Here is a 17,864-nt window from a genome sequence, read left to right on the forward strand (position 1 = left end):
TTATGAGTAAGATTATTGGTATTGACTTAGGAACAACAAACTCTTGTGTAGCAGTTATGGAAGGTGGAAAACCTGTAGTAGTTGCAAATACAGAGGGAGCAAGAACAACACCTTCTGTTGTAGCATTCACAAAGACAGGAGAAAGACTTGTAGGTGAGCCTGCAAAGCGTCAGGCAGTTACAAATGCTGACAAGACTATATCTTCTATCAAGAGACATATGGGTTCAGATTATAAAGTAACTATAGATGATAAGAAATATTCTCCACAGGAGATTTCAGCAATGGTTCTCCAGAAATTAAAAGGAGATGCTGAGAGTTATCTCGGTGAGAAAGTAACAGAAGCAGTTATCACTGTTCCGGCATATTTCAACGATGCACAGCGTCAGGCCACAAAGGATGCAGGTAAGATTGCTGGTCTTGATGTAAAGAGAATCATCAACGAGCCAACGGCAGCCGCACTTGCTTATGGTCTTGACAATGAAAAAGAGCAGAAGATCATGGTTTACGATTTAGGTGGTGGTACATTTGATGTATCTATCATTGAGATTGGTGACGGCGTTATCGAAGTATTAGCAACATCAGGTAATAATCATCTTGGTGGTGATGACTTCGACCAGAAAATTACAGACTACATGATTCAGGAATTTAAGAATAAAGAGGGCATTGATCTTTCAACAGATAAAATGGCACTCCAGAGATTGAAAGAAGCTGCTGAGAAAGCAAAGAAAGAACTTTCATCAGCTACAACAACAAATATCAATCTCCCATTCATCACAGCAACAGCAGAAGGACCAAAGCACTTTGACATGGATCTTTCAAGAGCAAAGTTTGATGAACTTACACATGACCTTGTAGAAGCTACTGCTACTCCGGTTCAGAATGCACTTAACGATGCAGGAATTACAGCTTCAGAGCTTGGAAAAGTATTACTTGTAGGTGGTTCTACTCGTATTCCTGCCGTACAGGATAAGGTTAAACAGCTTACAGGACATGAGCCTAGCAAATCACTTAACCCTGATGAGTGTGTAGCTATCGGAGCATCAGTACAGGGTGGTAAGCTTGCAGGAGATGCAGGTGCAGGAGACATCCTTCTTCTTGATGTAACACCACTTTCACTTTCAATCGAGACAATGGGTGGAGTTGCTACAAGACTTATCGAGAGAAACACAACAATCCCTACAAAGAAGAGCCAGATATTCTCTACTGCCGCTGATAACCAGAGTGCAGTTGATATCAATGTACTTCAGGGTGAGAGACAGTTCGCTAAAGACAATAAGTCACTTGGACAGTTCAGACTTGATGGTATTCCACCTGCAAGAAGAGGTGTTCCACAGATTGAAGTTACATTCGATATTGATGCAAACGGTATCGTAAATGTTTCAGCAAAAGACCTTGGTACAGGAAAAGAGCAGCATATCACTATCACAGCAGGTTCAAATATGTCTGATGAAGATATTGATAAGGCTGTTAAGGAAGCAGCACAGTTTGAGGCTGAGGATAAGAAGCGTAAAGATGGAATCGATGCAAGAAACGAAGCAGACAGCATGGTATTCCAGACACAGAAAGCTCTTGACGAAGCAGGAGACAAGGTAGATGCTGCTGAGAAAGAAAAAGTTCAGGCAGATATTGATGCACTTAAGGCTGTTGTTGAGAAAACAAATCCTGAGTCAATGACTGACAGTGAGATTGATGAGCTTAAAGCAGGAAAAGAAAAACTTATGGAAAGTGCACAGGGTGTATTCCAGAAGATGTATGAGCAGGCTCAGGCACAGGGTGCAGCAGGTGCAGGTCCTGACATGGGAGCTGCCGGAGCAGGAACGGCAAATGACAGCAATGCCGGAGCTGATGATGTAGTAGACGGAGATTACCGCGAGGTATAAATAGCCAAAAATGCTGGTAGCATTTTTGGCATTAGAAGAAACGGCGGAGCCGTTCTTCCAACCAGGCAAAGAAGTTGAAATGCTTAGAGCATTTTAACATTAGAAGGACAGCATAGCTGTTCTTCCCACATTAAATATAAGATTTTTAGGCTGCTGCCTCCCACGGTGGCGGCCTTATGGTTGTTTTTGTGATTTTATTTTTGGATTGTGTGCTTTGGCACGGAAACGAGGAGTTTTATGGCAGAGAAAAGAGATTATTATGAGGTCTTGGGTGTCAGTAAGGGGGCGTCTGATTCCGAGATTAAATCAGCATATAGAAAGCTGGCTAAGAAATATCATCCGGATATGAATCCGGGGGATAAAGAAGCCGAAGCTAAGTTTAAAGAAGCATCTGAGGCATATGCAGTTCTTAGTGATGCAGATAAGAGAAGACAGTATGACCAGTTCGGTCATGCAGCATTTGATGGCGGTGCCGGTGGTGCAGGTGGCTTTGACTTTGGCGGCATGGATATGGGTGACATATTCGGTGATATTTTTGGAGATTTCTTTGGCGGCGGCCGTTCAAGAGGTCAGAGCAATGGTCCTATGAAAGGTCAGAACATCCGTACATCAGTAAGGATTACATTTGAAGAGGCTTGTTTTGGTGTTGACAAGGAAATTGATGTTACACTGAAAGAAGAGTGTGCAACCTGTCACGGAACAGGTGCTAAGCCGGGAACATCACCGGAAACCTGTAAGAAGTGTGGTGGTAAAGGTCAGGTCGTATTTACACAGCAGTCTTTGTTTGGTGTTGTGAGAAATGTGCAGGCTTGTCCTGACTGTCACGGAACAGGAAAGATAATAAAAGAGCGTTGTTCAGACTGCAGCGGTTCAGGATATATAAGTAAGAGAAAGAAAATTTCGGTTTCAATTCCTGCCGGTATCGATAACGGTCAGTGTGTTAGAATACGCGATAAGGGTGAGCCGGGTGTGAACGGCGGTCAGAGAGGTGACCTTTTAGTTGAGGTTGTTGTCTCAAGACATCCTATCTTCCAGAGACAGGATAGAGATATATTCTCGACTGCACCTATCACATTTGCACAGGCAGCACTCGGTGGTGATGTACGCATAAAGACTGTTGACGGCGAGGTTATTTATACCGTTAAACCGGGAACTCAGACAAACACAAGGGTACGCCTTAGAAATAAAGGTGTTCCATCGCTTAGAAACAAGCAGGTGCGTGGTGACCACTATGTAACGCTTGTAGTTGAAGTGCCTACAAAGATGAACTCAGAACAGAAAGAGCTTCTTAAAGCATTTGACAAAGCGATGTATGGTGAGAAAAATGAAGATGAAACACCATCCGATGAAAAGAAGCACGGTAAAAAAGGAATGTTTGGGAAAAAAAAGAAATAAAAATATAATGAAATAAATATTAAATTAAATAAAAATATAATGAAATAAAAAAGAGCAAAACCAGCATTTTGCTCCTGATGCTACACTACTTTACGAGCATTTTCCTATACTTAAAAAGACTGTCCGGGTAAAACTTAATATCAGAGCTAAAGTTTTACCCGGACAGTCTTTTGCACTACCAGTCTTCTATACCGGCGAATGCATCAACAGTCGGTATGGAAGGATTTGGTTCATTATCAGGGACATCGTCAAAAGACTCAAATTCTTTTACTGAAATATCTTCAGGTTCAGGTTTGTCATCGAGAAGTGTCTGCACCTGTTTTTGTGAAATGCCCTCAGGCATATCATCCTCATTATCAGAAATATCTTCTACGGTTGGTGTGACGGAGGTATTTGCCTCAATGTCTGCGAGAAGTGTTTTTATTTCGCCATCGTGGTTGTCCACCTCGAAAGAATCCTCTTTGTTATCGCACATATAGTATTTTATAATGTGTCCGCTATACATAGCAATATTTTGTTCACCACACAAATCTGCATTGCGTTTGTACGGAAGCTGATCGTACATGGTAATCTGATAATCTAAATGTACATCATATTTAGATGACAGAATTTCTGACATATGTAAATTATTCATAAAATCCCCCGTTTCTCAAATCATATTAATTAAAGTATATCTTATTTTAATAAAAGTAGCAATATGTTTTTATGGCTGAACTGTTACGTATCATTTGACTTTTTGTAAGTCTATGTTATAATTACCTTTGACTTGCCTTTTGACAGACAAATGACACATTAAATATATAAGATAAAGTAATTGTCTTAAAAGGCAGATTGTAACCGTAAACATATATTTATCAAATATGGAGCAGCATTAAATATGAAGATTAAAAATCATTTAAAGAATTTTCTCAAGTATAAATACCTTCTGTACGAACTTGTGAAAAAGAATATTAAATTAAAATACAGAAGATCATATCTTGGTATTTTATGGACACTTATTGAACCACTCCTTACCATGATAGTTCTTACACTTGTGTTTGGTACATTGTTTGGAAAAGATGATCCGACATATCCGGTATATATATTGTGTGGACGACTTTTGTATTCATTTTTCTCATCAGCTACAAAGGCAGGACTAAAGGCAGTAAGTGGAAATGCCGCCATGATAAAGAAAGTATATGTACCTAAGTATATATATGTTGTAGCTGCGATTGTATCGAACTTTGTTATATTTTTAATATCGCTCATTGTACTTGTAGGAGTAGGTGCAGTTCTTAAAGTAGAGCCTACATGGCATATTATAGAGGGACTTGTGCCATTAGTTATATTGTTTGTTATGACTCTCGGAATAGGTCTTATCCTTGCTACATTAAATGTATTTTTCAGGGATATTGAGTATATATGGACTGTAGTAAGTATGCTTATCATGTATGCATCGGCTATATTCTATACGACAGAGAGAGTTATAAATACGGGAAACGGATGGGTGTTTAATATTAATCCGTTGTATATGTGTATAGCAAATTTCCGTAATGCCGTTTTGTATGGAAAACCAATGGACATGAGCTATTGTATCCATTCTGCGATATTTGCAATTGTAAGTGTCATAGTCGGTTCGGTATTATTTTACAAGAAACAGGATAAATTTATATTGTATGTATAATTCAGGAGGTTGCTGTGAAAAAAGATGTTGCAGTCAGCGTAAAAGATGTTGGAATGCGTTTCAATCTTAATCAGGAACGAGTTGACAACTTAAAAGAATATGTTATAAAATTTTTAAAAAGAGATTTAAAATATAGTGAGTTCTGGGCACTCAAAGACATAAATTTTGAGATAAAAAAGGGTCAGAGACTCGGAGTTTTAGGTCTTAACGGTTCAGGCAAAAGTACACTTCTTAAAGTGGTGTCAGGAGTTTTAAAACCATCAGCAGGAAAAATAACAACGAGAGGTGTTATAGCTCCGCTTCTTGAACTTGGTGCAGGATTTAGTCCGGAGTACACCGGAAGAGAAAATATTTATCTCTACGGTTCAGTGCTCGGTTATACAAAAGAATTTCTTGATGAAAAGTTTGACGAGATAGTTGATTTTTCAGAACTTGGAGAATTTATAGAAGTTCCTATAAAAAACTATTCTTCAGGAATGAAATCCCGTCTCGGTTTTTCGATAGCTACAATTGTAGAGCCTGATATTCTTATACTTGACGAAGTTTTGTCGGTAGGTGATAAGAAATTCAGAACTAAAAGTGAAAAAAAGATAATGAGTATGTTTGACAACGGAGTTACCGTACTTTTTGTATCTCATTCACTTGAACAGGTAAAAAGACTTTGTGACAGGGCGATAATACTTGACAGTGGAAGGCTTGTTGCATCAGGTCCGGTTGACAAAGTTGCAAGGATATATAAAAATATGACAGAATAGTAGTCGGTTCATAAGATAAGATGGCATATAAAGGGGATGTTTTAATGCATTATAATTTGAAGAAAGCGTTCACATATATATTTCGGTATTTGATGATGCCTGTATTGTTGGAAATAATAATAGAGTCATTGAGCAGAAAGTCATTGATTTCAGGAATAGGATATATGTTTTCAAGTCCTGTGTTATTTTCGTTTAATGCTCTCATAATAATGCTGACATTATCAGTTGCACTTTTTTTCAAAAGGGAGATTTTTGTTTTTATAACAGTGGCAGTCGTATGGCTTTGTTTTGGTGTTGCAAATTTTGTGATACTCCACTTCAGGGTCACACCATTTTCTGCAGTTGATTTTACAATGATAAATACAGCAATAAGTGTGTCAGGTCATTATCTCACGGTTTTAAATGTGCTTATGATGGTGGTTGCAGCCGGCGTGGTGGGCTTTGCTATGGTGTCACTTTATAGAAGAGCACCAAAACATCATAAGAGAAATCATAAACACATAGTGGTTTCAGCTATGGCAGTTGCATCAATTTCGCTTGCACTCGTATTTATGAAAAGTTCAAGCGGTTCTGTACAGGCTCTTGCTACAAACTATACAAATATATCTGAAGCATATGAAAATTACGGCTTCGTTTACTGCTTTACAAACAGTATTATAGATACCGGTATATCAGAGCCTGATGATTACAGCGAGAAGTCAGTTAAGAAAATTGTGAATAAACTTGATGACAGCTCAAAAAATCAGTCAAAGTCAAAAAATAGTGATGATAAGCCAAATATTATAATGATACAGTTAGAGTCATTTTTTGATGTGGATTATATGAAAAATTTAAAGTTTTCTAAAGATCCGTTACCGGTATTCCACAAACTTTGTAAAAATTATTCCAGTGGACTGTTAAAAGTGCCTACGGTTGGTGCAGGTACAGTTAATACTGAGTTTGAAGTGCTTACCGGTATGCGTCAGAGAGATTTTGGTGTATGTGAGTATCCGTATAAGACAGTTCTTAAGAGCACGACTTCTGAGAGCGTATGCAATGATCTTGCTTCGATAGGATATAAATCGCATTGTGTTCACAATAACAATGCTACATTCTATGGAAGAAATACTGTTTTTAAGAATCTTGGATTTGACACATTTACTTCAATGGAATATATGAACGGTCTTAAGGAAAATCTAAACGGCTGGGTAAATGACGATGTGATGGTACCGCAGATAATTAAGACACTTGATTCTACACAGGGTTCAGACTTTACATTTGGAATTACGGTTCAGAGTCATGGTAAATATGATGTTGATATTGAAGGTGAACAGCCGATAAAAGTTACCGGTGCAAAAGAAGGTATGGAAAACCAATACACTTATTATGTAAATCAGATTGCACAGGTTGACAATATGATTGGAAATCTCATAAACAGACTACGGAAGAGAAACGAGAAGACTATTCTCGTTCTTTATGGAGATCATCTTCCAAGCCTTGATATATCAGCAGATGAACTCAAAAATTCTGATTTGTATCAGACGCAGTATGTTATTTGGGATAATTTTGGTCTTAAAAAGTCAGATAAGGATATGGCTGCATATCAGTTGTATTCATATGTTCTCGGAAAGGCGGGGATACATGAGGGGCTTATAACAAGATACCATCAGCAGATGGATTGGAACAGCAATTCTTATCTTTCGGACTTAAAGACTCTTGAATATGACTGGTTCTATGGAGAAAAATATGCCTATAACGGTCAGAATGAGTTTGTGCAGTCAAATCTTCAGATGGGAACTTATCCTGTTACGCTTGAAGATGTAAGGAAAAATAAAAAGGGTTACATTGTCAAGGGAAAGGGTTTTACAGATTATACAAAGATATACTTTAACGGAAAGAGCCTTGAAGGATATAAGATAGATGCAGCTCATTATCAGATTACAGATGAGATTGATTATGATGCTGATGAGGGATATATGTCGCTGCAATATGCGAAAGAAAATGGTATCGTGGATGAAGACATACCAAACGCATTTATCGCAAAAGTTGAAGATAAGGACAATGTTTGTCTTAGTGCAGGAAAACCGCTTCTTTGGAATTTTACTACATTATATCTGGACTAAGCGGACGGAAAGTAAGTAATGTTTCTGAAGCAGAGATTTTTCAATGAAAATGCTTAGAGGTGAATTATATAAAAAGACATGACAATCTTTTTTAGATGTCATGTCTTTTTTGTATGCATTGACTTTTGAAATTTAATTCTGTGATTACTGCACCTTTTATTTGATATTACCGTTCATGCACGACTGTGGTGTAAAGATAATAATTAAATTTATGAAAATGGACCTGTTTTGACAAAATACGCATAAGAAATAGTGTAGTATGATTTTAACATCACATGAACACGGGGGTTAAGATTTTGTGTACTCTTTTTATGCTGATTTTTATTGGATTTTAAACTTTGTAATGAACCAGTTTCTGGTGTGGCTTGTGGCATTTATACGCAGAAAGGAATATACACCGTTTCGATGGGCGGTGGCTTGTGCCGTGGTGGCACTTATCTCAGTTATACATAAAATAAATGTTTTAGAGCAGAGAAGTGTTGTTCCGGATGGTGCATATTGCGTGTTTTGCGTGTTGATGCTGATAGGGTTATCCTATAAATATAAGAGCAATAAAAAGAGAAGTGTACTGACGGAGATTCTCACGGATATGGTTATATTGATGTTTGGTGTGAGTATTACCGCCGGATGTATTTTGTTCATGCAGGAGCATATGGGCGATATGAAAAGTGCAGATGTTAAAAAGGCGTTTATCTTTAATATCATTTCATTTGCGATATTGTATGCATTATTTTTTGTGATGCGTAATATTATTAAGAATGAAGCTGAAAAGTGTGAGACTATAATGTGTGCCACACTTATACATGGCAGTGTAAAAAAAAATATTAATGTATTGTATGACACGGGAAATAATCTTTTCAGTCCATACACAAATGAACCCGTAAACATAATATCAAAAGAGACAGTCGTTCAAATGGGAGTGAGGGATAAGCAGAAACCGATTCTGATACCTTATAATTCAATAGGTGGCAGCGGACTGCTTGAAACATACAGGTTTGAAAAACTGATATTTATGGATGGCAGTATTATGATGAACTTTTTAGGAGCAGTTAGTGAAAGAATTGATAAAACCGGTGATGTTCAGATGATATTAAACTGTTCCAATAAAAAAATAAAAAGGCATGGTACAACAGGTGGGCATTAATGCTTTAATATAGATTGTACCTGTGCAAAAAGGAGGACAAAAATGGTAAAAGTGTCAATACCAAACAGATTTCAATTCAGGATGATGCCGGAGATAAGAGGATTTATATTCCCCAAAAGGGGCGGAGAAATCCATTATATAGGAGGGGCAGAGATACTTCCGGCTCCGCTTACGATAGAGGAAGAAGAACAGGTTATGAAAAAACTCGGAGGTGATGAGGATAAGGAGGCGAGGAGTAATCTTATCGAACATAATCTCAGACTCGTAGTGTATATTGCAAAAAAATTTGATAATACCGGGGTCGGAGTTGAAGATCTCATCTCAATAGGAACGATAGGACTTATAAAAGCGATAAACACCTTTAATCCGCTTAAAAACATAAAGCTTGCTACATATGCGTCAAGATGCATAGAAAATGAGATACTTATGTATCTGCGGCGTAATAATAAGCTTAAACTTGAGGTTTCTATCGATGAACCGTTAAATGTTGACTGGGATGGAAACGAACTTCTCTTATCGGATATTCTTGGCACTGATGAAAATGTTATTTCAAAAGACATGGAGGATGAAGTTGACAAAAAACTGCTTAGAATGGCATTGTCAAAGTTAAACAAAAGGGAAAGAACGATTATTGAGTTAAGATTTGGGATAAATTCTGCTGATGGGGAAGAAAAAACGCAGAAAGAAGTGGCAGACATGATGGGGATTTCCCAGTCATATATTTCAAGACTTGAGAAAAAAATAATCAGACGCCTGAAAAAAGAAATAGTAAGAATGGAATAGAATCGTCTGATTTGGTAAATCCTACTTTGTATAAGCTTAATTTCAAAATATCCGGAGGTTATGATGGCTGTATATAAAGTAGAGATATGTGGTGTAAATACATCAAAATTACCATTGCTTACCGAAGAAGAGAAAAAGGAGCTTTTTGTTAAGATACGAAAGGGCGATAGAGAAGCCAGGGAAAAATTTATAAAGGGGAATCTGAGACTTGTTTTAAGTATAATCCAGAGGTTTGGTGCCGCCGGAGAAAACAGTGATGACCTGTTTCAGATAGGCTGTGTAGGTCTTATGAAAGCTATTGACCACTTTGATGTGACAATGAATGTAAAATTCAGTACCTATGCTGTTCCGATGATAATTGGGGAAATACGCAGGTATTTAAGGGACAATAACAGCATAAGGGTGAGCAGGTCGGTGAGAGATCTTGCGTATAAAGCCATATATGCAAAAGAAGCGCTTATGAAGCAGAGCGAAAAAGAACCAGGGATAGAGCAGATAGCAAAAATGCTTGAAACAACGCCCGAAGATGTGGCATTTGCACTGGATGCCATACAGAGTCCAGTGTCACTTTATGAACCCGTGTTTGCCGAGGGTGGAGATACACTATATATCATGGATCAGATAAGTGATAAAAAGAATCTTGAGGAGGACTGGGTGGAGAAAATGTCGATAAAAGCAGCGATAGATCACCTGTCTGAAAGAGAGAACCGTATAATTAAGATGAGATATTATGAAGGGAAGACACAGATGGAAGTTGCAAATGAAATATGTATTTCACAGGCACAGGTCAGTCGTCTCGAAAAAAGAGCACTTAAGGTTATGAAACAATATCTTTGATTATTATGGGGGCTTTATGCGAATTTGTGAGCTTAGGGAGAAGGAAGTAGTAAATGTGTGTGACGGGGAGCGTCTTGGGAATATCTGCGATGTGGATTTTGAGGAGCGTACAGGCAGAATCTGCTCGCTGATAATACCGGGACCATGTAAGGTGTTTGGCATTATAGGGCGTGACAGTGAATATATAATTCCATATGAGTGTGTAAAGAGGATTGGTGCGGATGTTGTATTGGTTGAGGTCGAAGCATCAAAATGTCTTCACAAATGTGAATGGTAACAATTTATATAATGGACAATTTAGATTTCTTCTATTATAATATATTGAGCATGGGCAAAAGCCACAGGTCGATATATATTTGGCCGGGGAGCATGATATTAGAAACAGACTAAAAATATTTTCAATATAATATATATTTGATGGAGGAAACAGCGATGAAGTGTCCATTTTGCGGAGAAGCAGATACAAAAGTTATAGATTCCAGGCCGGCAGATGAAAATACATCTATAAGGAGAAGGAGACAGTGTGATAAGTGCAATAAAAGATTTACTACATATGAAAAGGTAGAGTCGATACCTCTTGTTGTCATAAAAAAAGACCAGACAAGAGAGCCTTATGACCGTGCAAAGATAGAAAGAGGAGTGTTCAGGTCATGTCACAAGCTGCCTATATCGGTTGACGATATGAATCTGTTAGTGGATAAGGTGGAGACGGAGATATTCAACAAAGAGATAAATGAAGTACCAAGCAGCCTTATAGGAGAACTTGTAATGGAGGGGCTTGAAAAACTCAATGCGGTTGCATATGTCAGGTTTGCATCCATATACAGAGAATTTAAAGATGTAGATACATTTATGGAAGAGCTGAAAAAAATTCTTGATAAATAAAATTACAGCTTGTAAATATCAGAGTGTTCTGATAATATAACATTATGATTTACGGGTAGATTTGCTGTGCATGGAGGTAGACTATGTATAGTGAATCATTTAGTGCCGCCATATTTGGAATAGACGGCTGTGTAGTACATATTGAGACAGATATATCAGAAGGACTTCCGGGTCTTGTTCTGGTAGGCTATCTGTCGTCAGAAGTAAAAGAAGCAAGAGAGAGGGTAAGGATTGCATTAAAAAACAGCGGATACAGATTTCCGCCTAAAAAGATAACGATAAATCTCTCTCCTGCTGATGTGAGAAAAGATGGGACATCATTTGACCTGTCTATTGCTGTTGCAATATTGGCGGCATTTGGTTATATAGACAAAGAAATCTTAAAACAAATTCTATTTATCGGTGAGTTAGGTCTTGATGGAAATATCAAATCAGTTAATGGCGTACTTCCCAGAGTTTATACAGCATATGAAAACGGATTTAAGTATTGTATCGTGCCTTTTGACAATGTTTGTGAGGCAGGTATCATAGATGATGTAGGAATCATAGGTGTAAAAAATATTAAAGAGATGGTTGAGATATTGAATTCGGAGGATATTGCCGGGTACATATCCGACACAAAACACAAGATGCCGTTTAAAGTAGAAAACGATGAACATGACTTATCTGACATAAGGGGTCAGGAGGGGGCAAAAAGAGCGGTAGAGGTTGCCGTTTCAGGTATGCACAATATTGCACTCATTGGCGCTCCGGGCACGGGAAAGACAATGCTTGCACAGTGCATACCCGGTATTATGCCAAAACTTACATTTTCAGAGAGAATGGAAATATCAAAAGTATATAGCGTTGCCGGTCTTTTAAACAAGGAAAATCCGGTTGTGCAAAAAAGACCATTCAGGTCTCCGCATCACACTGTTACTCAGACGGCACTTGCAGGAGGCGGCAGGTATCCAAAGCCGGGGGAGGTGAGCCTTGCGTCGGGAGGTGTGCTTTTTCTTGATGAGCTGCCGGAGTTTCAAAGACAGGTGCTTGAGGTGATGAGACAGCCTTTAGAGGATGGGTATGTAAATGTTTCAAGACTGGAGGGAAGCTACCGTTATCCTGCAAAGTTTCAGCTTACGGCTGCGTTAAATCCATGTAAGTGCGGATATTACCCCGACAGGAAAAAATGCACTTGTTCGCAGGGACAGATAAAAAATTATCTCGGCAGGATAAGTAAACCATTGCTTGACAGGATAGATATTTTTACTGAAACGATAATATTAAAATACGGAGAAATAAGCAACAGTGACAAAGGTGAGAATTCATATAATGTCAGAAAGAGGATAGAAAAAGTTCACCATATTCAAAAAGAACGCTATAAAAATGACGGGATATTGTTTAATTCAGAACTAAGTGCAGGCATGATAAAAAGATATTGTGTCATGGATAATGAGGCAAAGGAATATCTTGAAAATATATTTGAGAACATGGAGTTTAGTGCGAGGGCATATCACAAGGTCCTAAAGACTGCGAGGACAATAGCAGATATGGACGAAAGTGGGGAAATAAAAAGAAAACATATTTCAGAGGCAGTATGTTACCGTACCGCAGATAAGAAGTATTGGGGGGTGACTATGTGAAAACAGGTGAAGATATTTTGTATCCGTTCTGGCTTAGCTGTATTCAGGGAGTCGGGACAAAAACCAGAGAAAGACTAATAAATTATTTCGGGAGTGAAAAAGCTGTTTTTCAAGCGGATAGTGAGAAACTGTATGAAGTAAACGGTATAAGGAAAGATGTGATACAAAAACTTATTGACAGCAGGAATATCGAAAATATAAGCAAAAAATGGCAGAAAATGTGTGATGCAGGGACAAATTTTACATATATCGGAGCAGAGAATTATCCTGAAAAGTTAAAAAATATATATGACCCTCCGTATAGTCTTTTTTACAGGGGGGAACTTCCGGACAATAATAAACCGGCAGTAGCAGTTGTCGGAGCAAGAAATGCAACATACGAGGGAAGATGTATAGCGGAAAAATTTGGGCGTGAACTTGCAAAGTACGGTGTGCAGGTGATAAGCGGACTTGCAAGGGGAGTTGATATAAAAAGCCAGACGGGGGCAATGTCAGTTGTAAGAGGAAGAACATTTGCTGTTCTTGGATGTGGGATAGATATATGTTATCCGAGGCAGCATATAAATGAATATATAATGATGCAGACAAGGGGAGGTGTAATCTCAGAGTATGCACCCGGTGTAAGTCCGGTGGCAGGAAACTTTCCGAGAAGAAACAGGATAATAAGCGGACTGTCTGATGGAATACTTGTTGTGCAGGCGGGAAAAAAGAGTGGTTCGCTCATCACGGCAGAGCTTGGATTAGAACAGGGAAAGGACATATTTGTGGTACCCGGGAGTATAAATGACAGCTTTTATTATGGGAGTAATGAACTGATAAAAAACGGAGCCTGCTTAGTCACAAACGGCAGAGATATTTTAGATGCACTTGGCATATTTTATAGTGAAGATATTGAGATTAAAAATAAAAAAAATAATCTTTTGCTTGAAACCGCTGAAAAAATAGTGTATGCTAGTTTAAGTTTGGAGCCGGCACATGTATCAGAAGTTGCATCTGAAACGGGACTTGGCATCCCTGATGTGATGGACTGCCTTTTATCTCTTGAGATGAAGGGGCTTATTGACACGGTCGGAAACAATTATTATGCAATAAAGATATGAGATCTTGCAAGCCTGGGTGAAAGGAAGGAAACAGTATGGCAAAGAATCTGGTAATTGTTGAGTCGCCATCAAAAGCTACGACTATTAAAAAATTTTTGGGAAGTACCTATGAAGTGATAGCTTCAAATGGTCATGTAAGGGATTTGCCCAAAAGCCAGCTTGGAATTGATATTGAGAATGATTTTGAACCTAAATATATTACGATAAGGGGAAAGGGCGAGCTTCTTGCAAAACTTAGAAAAGAAGTTAAGAAAGCTGATAAAGTTTATCTTGCAACTGACCCGGATCGTGAAGGAGAAGCTATATCGTGGCATTTGTCAAAGGCACTTAAACTTGATGACAAAAATGCAAAGCGTATTACATTCAATGAGATAACAAAAAATGCTGTTAAGCAGTCCATAAAACAGGCAAGAAAGATAGATATGGATCTTGTTGATGCACAGCAGGCAAGGCGAGTGCTAGACAGAATGGTTGGTTATCAGATTAGTCCGGTGCTCTGGGCAAAGGTAAAAAGAGGACTTAGTGCGGGTAGGGTTCAGTCTGTTGCTTTAAGGATAATAGCAGACAGAGAAGAACAGATAAATGCCTTTATCGCAAAAGAGTATTGGACATTGTCAGGGGAGTTTAAGATTGACGGAGAGAAGAAACCTCTTGCGGCAGATTTCTATGGAACTTTAAAAGAAAAGATGACCATTGAATCAAAAGAGCAGGCAGGAAAGATAATAGAAGAAATAAAAAAATCTAAGTTTGAAATTTCAGATATTAAAACTTCCGGAAGGACCAAAAAAAGCCCGTTACCTTTTACTACAAGTACATTGCAGCAGGAGGCAGCAAAGACACTTAATTTTGCAACACAGAAGACGATGAGGGTAGCACAGGGACTTTATGAGGGTACTGCCATAAAAGGAAGAGGGACTATAGGTCTTATCACCTATCTGCGTACAGATTCTACGAGAATATCAGATGAAGCAAAACAGAGTGCTGCTGATTTTATCAGAGAAAGTTATGGCGGGGAGTATCTTAACCAGAACGAAAAAGCCGGAAAGAGTCAAAAAAAGATACAGGATGCACATGAGGCGATAAGACCGACATATGTTGATCTTACACCGGCACAGGTTAAAGACTCTTTATCAAGAGATCAGTTCAGATTGTATCAGCTTATATGGAAACGTTTTGTGGCAAGCCAGATGTCAGATGCTAAATATGAGACAAAATCAGTAAAGATAGATTCGGACAAATACAGATTTACATCTGCATCTTCAAAAGTTGTGTTTGCGGGGTATCTTACTGTATATCAGACAGATGAGGATAAAATAGATAAAAAGGCTCTTTCTAAGAAGATTGAAAAGGGAATGGAGCTTGGTCTTGAAGAGATTGACAAAAAGCAGCACTTTACCCAGCCACCGGCACACTTTACGGAGGCATCACTTGTTAAAACGCTGGAAGAACTTGGTATAGGCAGACCAAGTACCTATGCCCCTACGATTTCAACGATAATAAACAGACATTATGTTGCAAAAGAACAAAAGAATCTTTATATTACAGAGCTTGGTGAAGTTGTAAATAATATTATGAAAAAATCCTTTGCCAGTATCGTGGACGTAAATTTTACAGCATATATGGAAGGGCTTTTGGACAGAGTTGAGGACGGTTCAGTAAAATGGAAGACGGTTGTCAGAAACTTTTATCCGGATCTGCATGAGGCAGTGGAACAGGCACAAAAGGAACTTGAACAGGTAAAGATCGAGGATGAGGTTACGGATGTTATCTGTGAGGAATGTGGAAGAAATATGGTCGTCAAATATGGACCTCATGGAAAATTCCTTGCGTGTCCGGGATTTCCGGACTGCAGGAATACAAAACCTTATTATGAAAAAATCGGAGTTATGTGTCCTAAGTGTGGTGATGATATTGTAATAAAGAAAACCAAAAAAGGAAGAAGATACTATGGCTGCATCAACAATCCTGAATGTGACTTTATGTCATGGCAGAAACCATCAGAAAAGAAATGTCCAAAATGTGGCGGAGCAATGGTTGAAAAAGGAAATAAAATTGTGTGCATGGATGAACAATGTGGTTATGTAGAGGCTAAGGAAAAGAAATAAAATGAGTTTGGAGTTACTGGATAAGACTAGAAAGATAAATAAACTTTTGACTGAACAGGAATCAGATAAAATTGATTTCAGACAGTTTTGCAATGTGTTGTCAAATGAGCTTAATGTCAATGTACTGCTCACGAGTAAAAAAGGAAAGGTGCTTGGACTAAAGGAATGTCAGGGCATCGAGGGATTTCAGAAAATAAAAGATATAGGATATGGAGACTATATAGACAGTGCCATAAGAGACAGATTTATGAATATCTTATCCACAAAGGAAAATGTAAATCTGTTGACTATTGGGTTAGAATGCGATAATATATTAGAGTATCGGGCAATGATAGCACCGGTATGTATGTCAGGCAAAAGGCTGGGTACCTTGTTTGTCTATCGTAAAAATAATGATTTTTCAATAGATGATATAATACTGACAGAATATGGCGCTACAGTTATAGGACTTGCGATGCAGAGAGCGGAAAGTGAAGAAAATTCTGAGGAGCATCACAAGGAGCATGATATATATGCTGCGATAAAAACATTGTCAAAACTTGAAGCACATGCGATGATGTATGTGTTGGCAGAGCTTGGCGAAGAAAAAAAAGGGATACTTATTACAAGCAGGCTTGCTGATAAGGTTGGTATAACCAGATCTGTTATAGTAAATGCTTTGAAAAAGTGTGAGAGTGCAGGTATAATTGAAACTAAATCATCGGGTATGAAAGGAACTACAATACATATTGTAAATGATTTGCTGTGCGAAGATATAATTGCACGGAATATATAAATATTATGCCATGCTGTGCTTAATCATTTTAAGTGCTGCATGGTTTTTTTACATAAAATGACTTACTTAACAAAAATGTAACAGTTCAGCCTTGCATTTCTTACATTCATAAACCTGCCAGCGAGCTGTCAGTCGCTGCTTTGCAGCTTATGTTTACTCATTTCAGAAATGAAAGGCTATTCTACCATAATAAGGTACTTAACAATACAATGAACAAGCTCATTGTATTGCCAATTATCTTTTTATGGCTGAACTGTTACTAAAAAATAAATAAATAAATTTTGCTTAAATACTTGTAATTTGTCGTAATTTCTTTATAATTGAATATGTATTCTTATACATAGATAATGAATTAAATATAATTCATTGTGATGATAGATAAATTATGTAGAGATAAAATGATACAAAATGAAAGGAGTGCGGGTATGATTTCATCAGGGGCTTATAATTACATAAATGTTCTGGAAAAAGCAAGTGATGCAAGCTGGACGAGAAATTCAGTAATATCAAACAATATTGCAAATGTAGATACGCCGGGATATAAGAGAAAAGACATAAGATTTGAGGAATATCTTCAGGGTGCTGTCAGTGGTGGTTCATCATTAGATGACAATATAGCCAATGCTGATCTGGACAGTCTTACCGGAACTACATATACAGACTATGCGTCTTCAAGTTACCGCATAGATGGAAATAATGTAGATATTGATACAGAAAATGCAGAACTTGCAAAAAATCAGATTAAATATTACACAATGTTGGATTCTATCAGTCAGGAATTTAAAAGGATACAGAGTGTATTTAAGACGAGCTGATAG

Annotated in this window: 16 protein-coding genes; 15 read left to right on the plus strand and 1 reads right to left on the minus strand. The window is 37.9% G+C overall.

The features are described from left to right. The first annotated feature begins 2 nt into the window (after nucleotides 1-2). Both dnaK and dnaJ read left to right on the plus strand, forming a co-directional pair. A complete protein-coding gene (gene dnaK / locus DW721_RS10290) occupies nucleotides 3-1,880 on the plus strand; it encodes a molecular chaperone DnaK (protein WP_055942598.1) in 1,878 nt (625 codons plus the stop codon). A 237-nt stretch (nucleotides 1,881-2,117) separates the two neighbouring features. Continuing rightward, on the plus strand, nucleotides 2,118-3,275 hold the full coding sequence (gene dnaJ / locus DW721_RS10295; protein ID WP_118745698.1) for a molecular chaperone DnaJ: 1,158 nt from the start codon (nucleotides 2,118-2,120) through the stop codon (nucleotides 3,273-3,275). 175 nt (nucleotides 3,276-3,450) lie between these two features. Here dnaJ and DW721_RS10300 read toward each other — a convergent pair whose 3' ends face one another. Beyond that, nucleotides 3,451-3,909 carry a hypothetical protein gene (locus DW721_RS10300; RefSeq protein WP_055942593.1) on the minus strand — a complete coding sequence of 153 codons (459 nt, stop codon included), beginning with the start codon at nucleotides 3,907-3,909 and terminating at the stop codon, nucleotides 3,451-3,453. A gap of 243 nt (nucleotides 3,910-4,152) precedes the next feature. On the opposite strand from DW721_RS10300, the gene DW721_RS10305 reads away from it, so the two are divergent. The 13 genes from DW721_RS10305 (at nucleotide 4,153) to flgB (ending at nucleotide 17,861) form a co-directional block, all read left to right on the plus strand. Continuing rightward, complete coding sequence (locus tag DW721_RS10305) at nucleotides 4,153-4,938, plus strand: ABC transporter permease (protein WP_055942590.1); 786 nt, start codon at nucleotides 4,153-4,155, stop codon at nucleotides 4,936-4,938. Between the two features lie 14 nt (nucleotides 4,939-4,952). Beyond that, complete coding sequence (locus DW721_RS10310; RefSeq protein WP_022013303.1) at nucleotides 4,953-5,693, plus strand: ABC transporter ATP-binding protein; 741 nt, start codon at nucleotides 4,953-4,955, stop codon at nucleotides 5,691-5,693. 44 nt (nucleotides 5,694-5,737) lie between these two features. Further along, nucleotides 5,738-7,795: an alkaline phosphatase family protein gene (locus DW721_RS10315; RefSeq protein ID WP_182436293.1), complete on the plus strand. Its 2,058-nt coding sequence runs from the start codon at nucleotides 5,738-5,740 to the stop codon at nucleotides 7,793-7,795. Between the two features lie 298 nt (nucleotides 7,796-8,093). After that, the gene (locus DW721_RS10320; protein ID WP_118745700.1) at nucleotides 8,094-8,939 is read left to right on the plus strand and encodes a sigma-E processing peptidase SpoIIGA; all 846 of its coding nucleotides are present in this window, start codon (nucleotides 8,094-8,096) and stop codon (nucleotides 8,937-8,939) included. A gap of 42 nt (nucleotides 8,940-8,981) precedes the next feature. Continuing rightward, on the plus strand, nucleotides 8,982-9,722 hold the full coding sequence (gene sigE / locus DW721_RS10325) for an RNA polymerase sporulation sigma factor SigE (protein ID WP_055942581.1): 741 nt from the start codon (nucleotides 8,982-8,984) through the stop codon (nucleotides 9,720-9,722). 63 nt (nucleotides 9,723-9,785) lie between these two features. Then, entirely contained in the window at nucleotides 9,786-10,559 is a 774-nt protein-coding gene (sigG, locus tag DW721_RS10330) for an RNA polymerase sporulation sigma factor SigG (RefSeq protein ID WP_022013307.1), read from the plus strand. A 16-nt stretch (nucleotides 10,560-10,575) separates the two neighbouring features. Beyond that, nucleotides 10,576-10,836, plus strand: a complete 261-nt coding sequence (locus DW721_RS10335; RefSeq protein WP_022013308.1) for a YlmC/YmxH family sporulation protein — start codon at nucleotides 10,576-10,578, stop codon at nucleotides 10,834-10,836. Nucleotides 10,837-10,991: 155 nt separating this feature from the next. Then, nucleotides 10,992-11,444 (plus strand): transcriptional regulator NrdR, encoded by a 453-nt coding sequence (gene nrdR / locus DW721_RS10340; RefSeq protein WP_022013309.1) that lies wholly within the window; start codon nucleotides 10,992-10,994, stop codon nucleotides 11,442-11,444. A gap of 83 nt (nucleotides 11,445-11,527) precedes the next feature. Continuing rightward, nucleotides 11,528-13,066, plus strand: a complete 1,539-nt coding sequence (locus tag DW721_RS10345; protein ID WP_118745701.1) for a YifB family Mg chelatase-like AAA ATPase — start codon at nucleotides 11,528-11,530, stop codon at nucleotides 13,064-13,066. After that, nucleotides 13,063-14,166 carry a DNA-processing protein DprA gene (dprA, locus tag DW721_RS10350; protein WP_118745702.1) on the plus strand — a complete coding sequence of 368 codons (1,104 nt, stop codon included), beginning with the start codon at nucleotides 13,063-13,065 and terminating at the stop codon, nucleotides 14,164-14,166. The genes DW721_RS10345 and dprA overlap by 4 nt, the downstream gene beginning before the upstream one ends. Nucleotides 14,167-14,201: 35 nt before the next feature. Then, on the plus strand, nucleotides 14,202-16,271 hold the full coding sequence (gene topA, locus DW721_RS10355) for a type I DNA topoisomerase (RefSeq protein WP_118745703.1): 2,070 nt from the start codon (nucleotides 14,202-14,204) through the stop codon (nucleotides 16,269-16,271). 1 nt (nucleotide 16,272) lies between these two features. Further along, entirely contained in the window at nucleotides 16,273-17,046 is a 774-nt protein-coding gene (locus DW721_RS10360) for a GTP-sensing transcriptional pleiotropic repressor CodY (protein WP_022013313.1), read from the plus strand. Between the two features lie 425 nt (nucleotides 17,047-17,471). Further along, the gene (gene flgB / locus DW721_RS10365; RefSeq protein ID WP_118745704.1) at nucleotides 17,472-17,861 is read left to right on the plus strand and encodes a flagellar basal body rod protein FlgB; all 390 of its coding nucleotides are present in this window, start codon (nucleotides 17,472-17,474) and stop codon (nucleotides 17,859-17,861) included. The last annotated feature ends 3 nt before the right edge of the window (nucleotides 17,862-17,864 follow it).

Source organism: Clostridium sp. AM27-31LB (genome assembly GCF_003480745.1).
Lineage (GTDB): Bacteria > Bacillota > Clostridia > Lachnospirales > Lachnospiraceae > Butyribacter > Butyribacter intestini.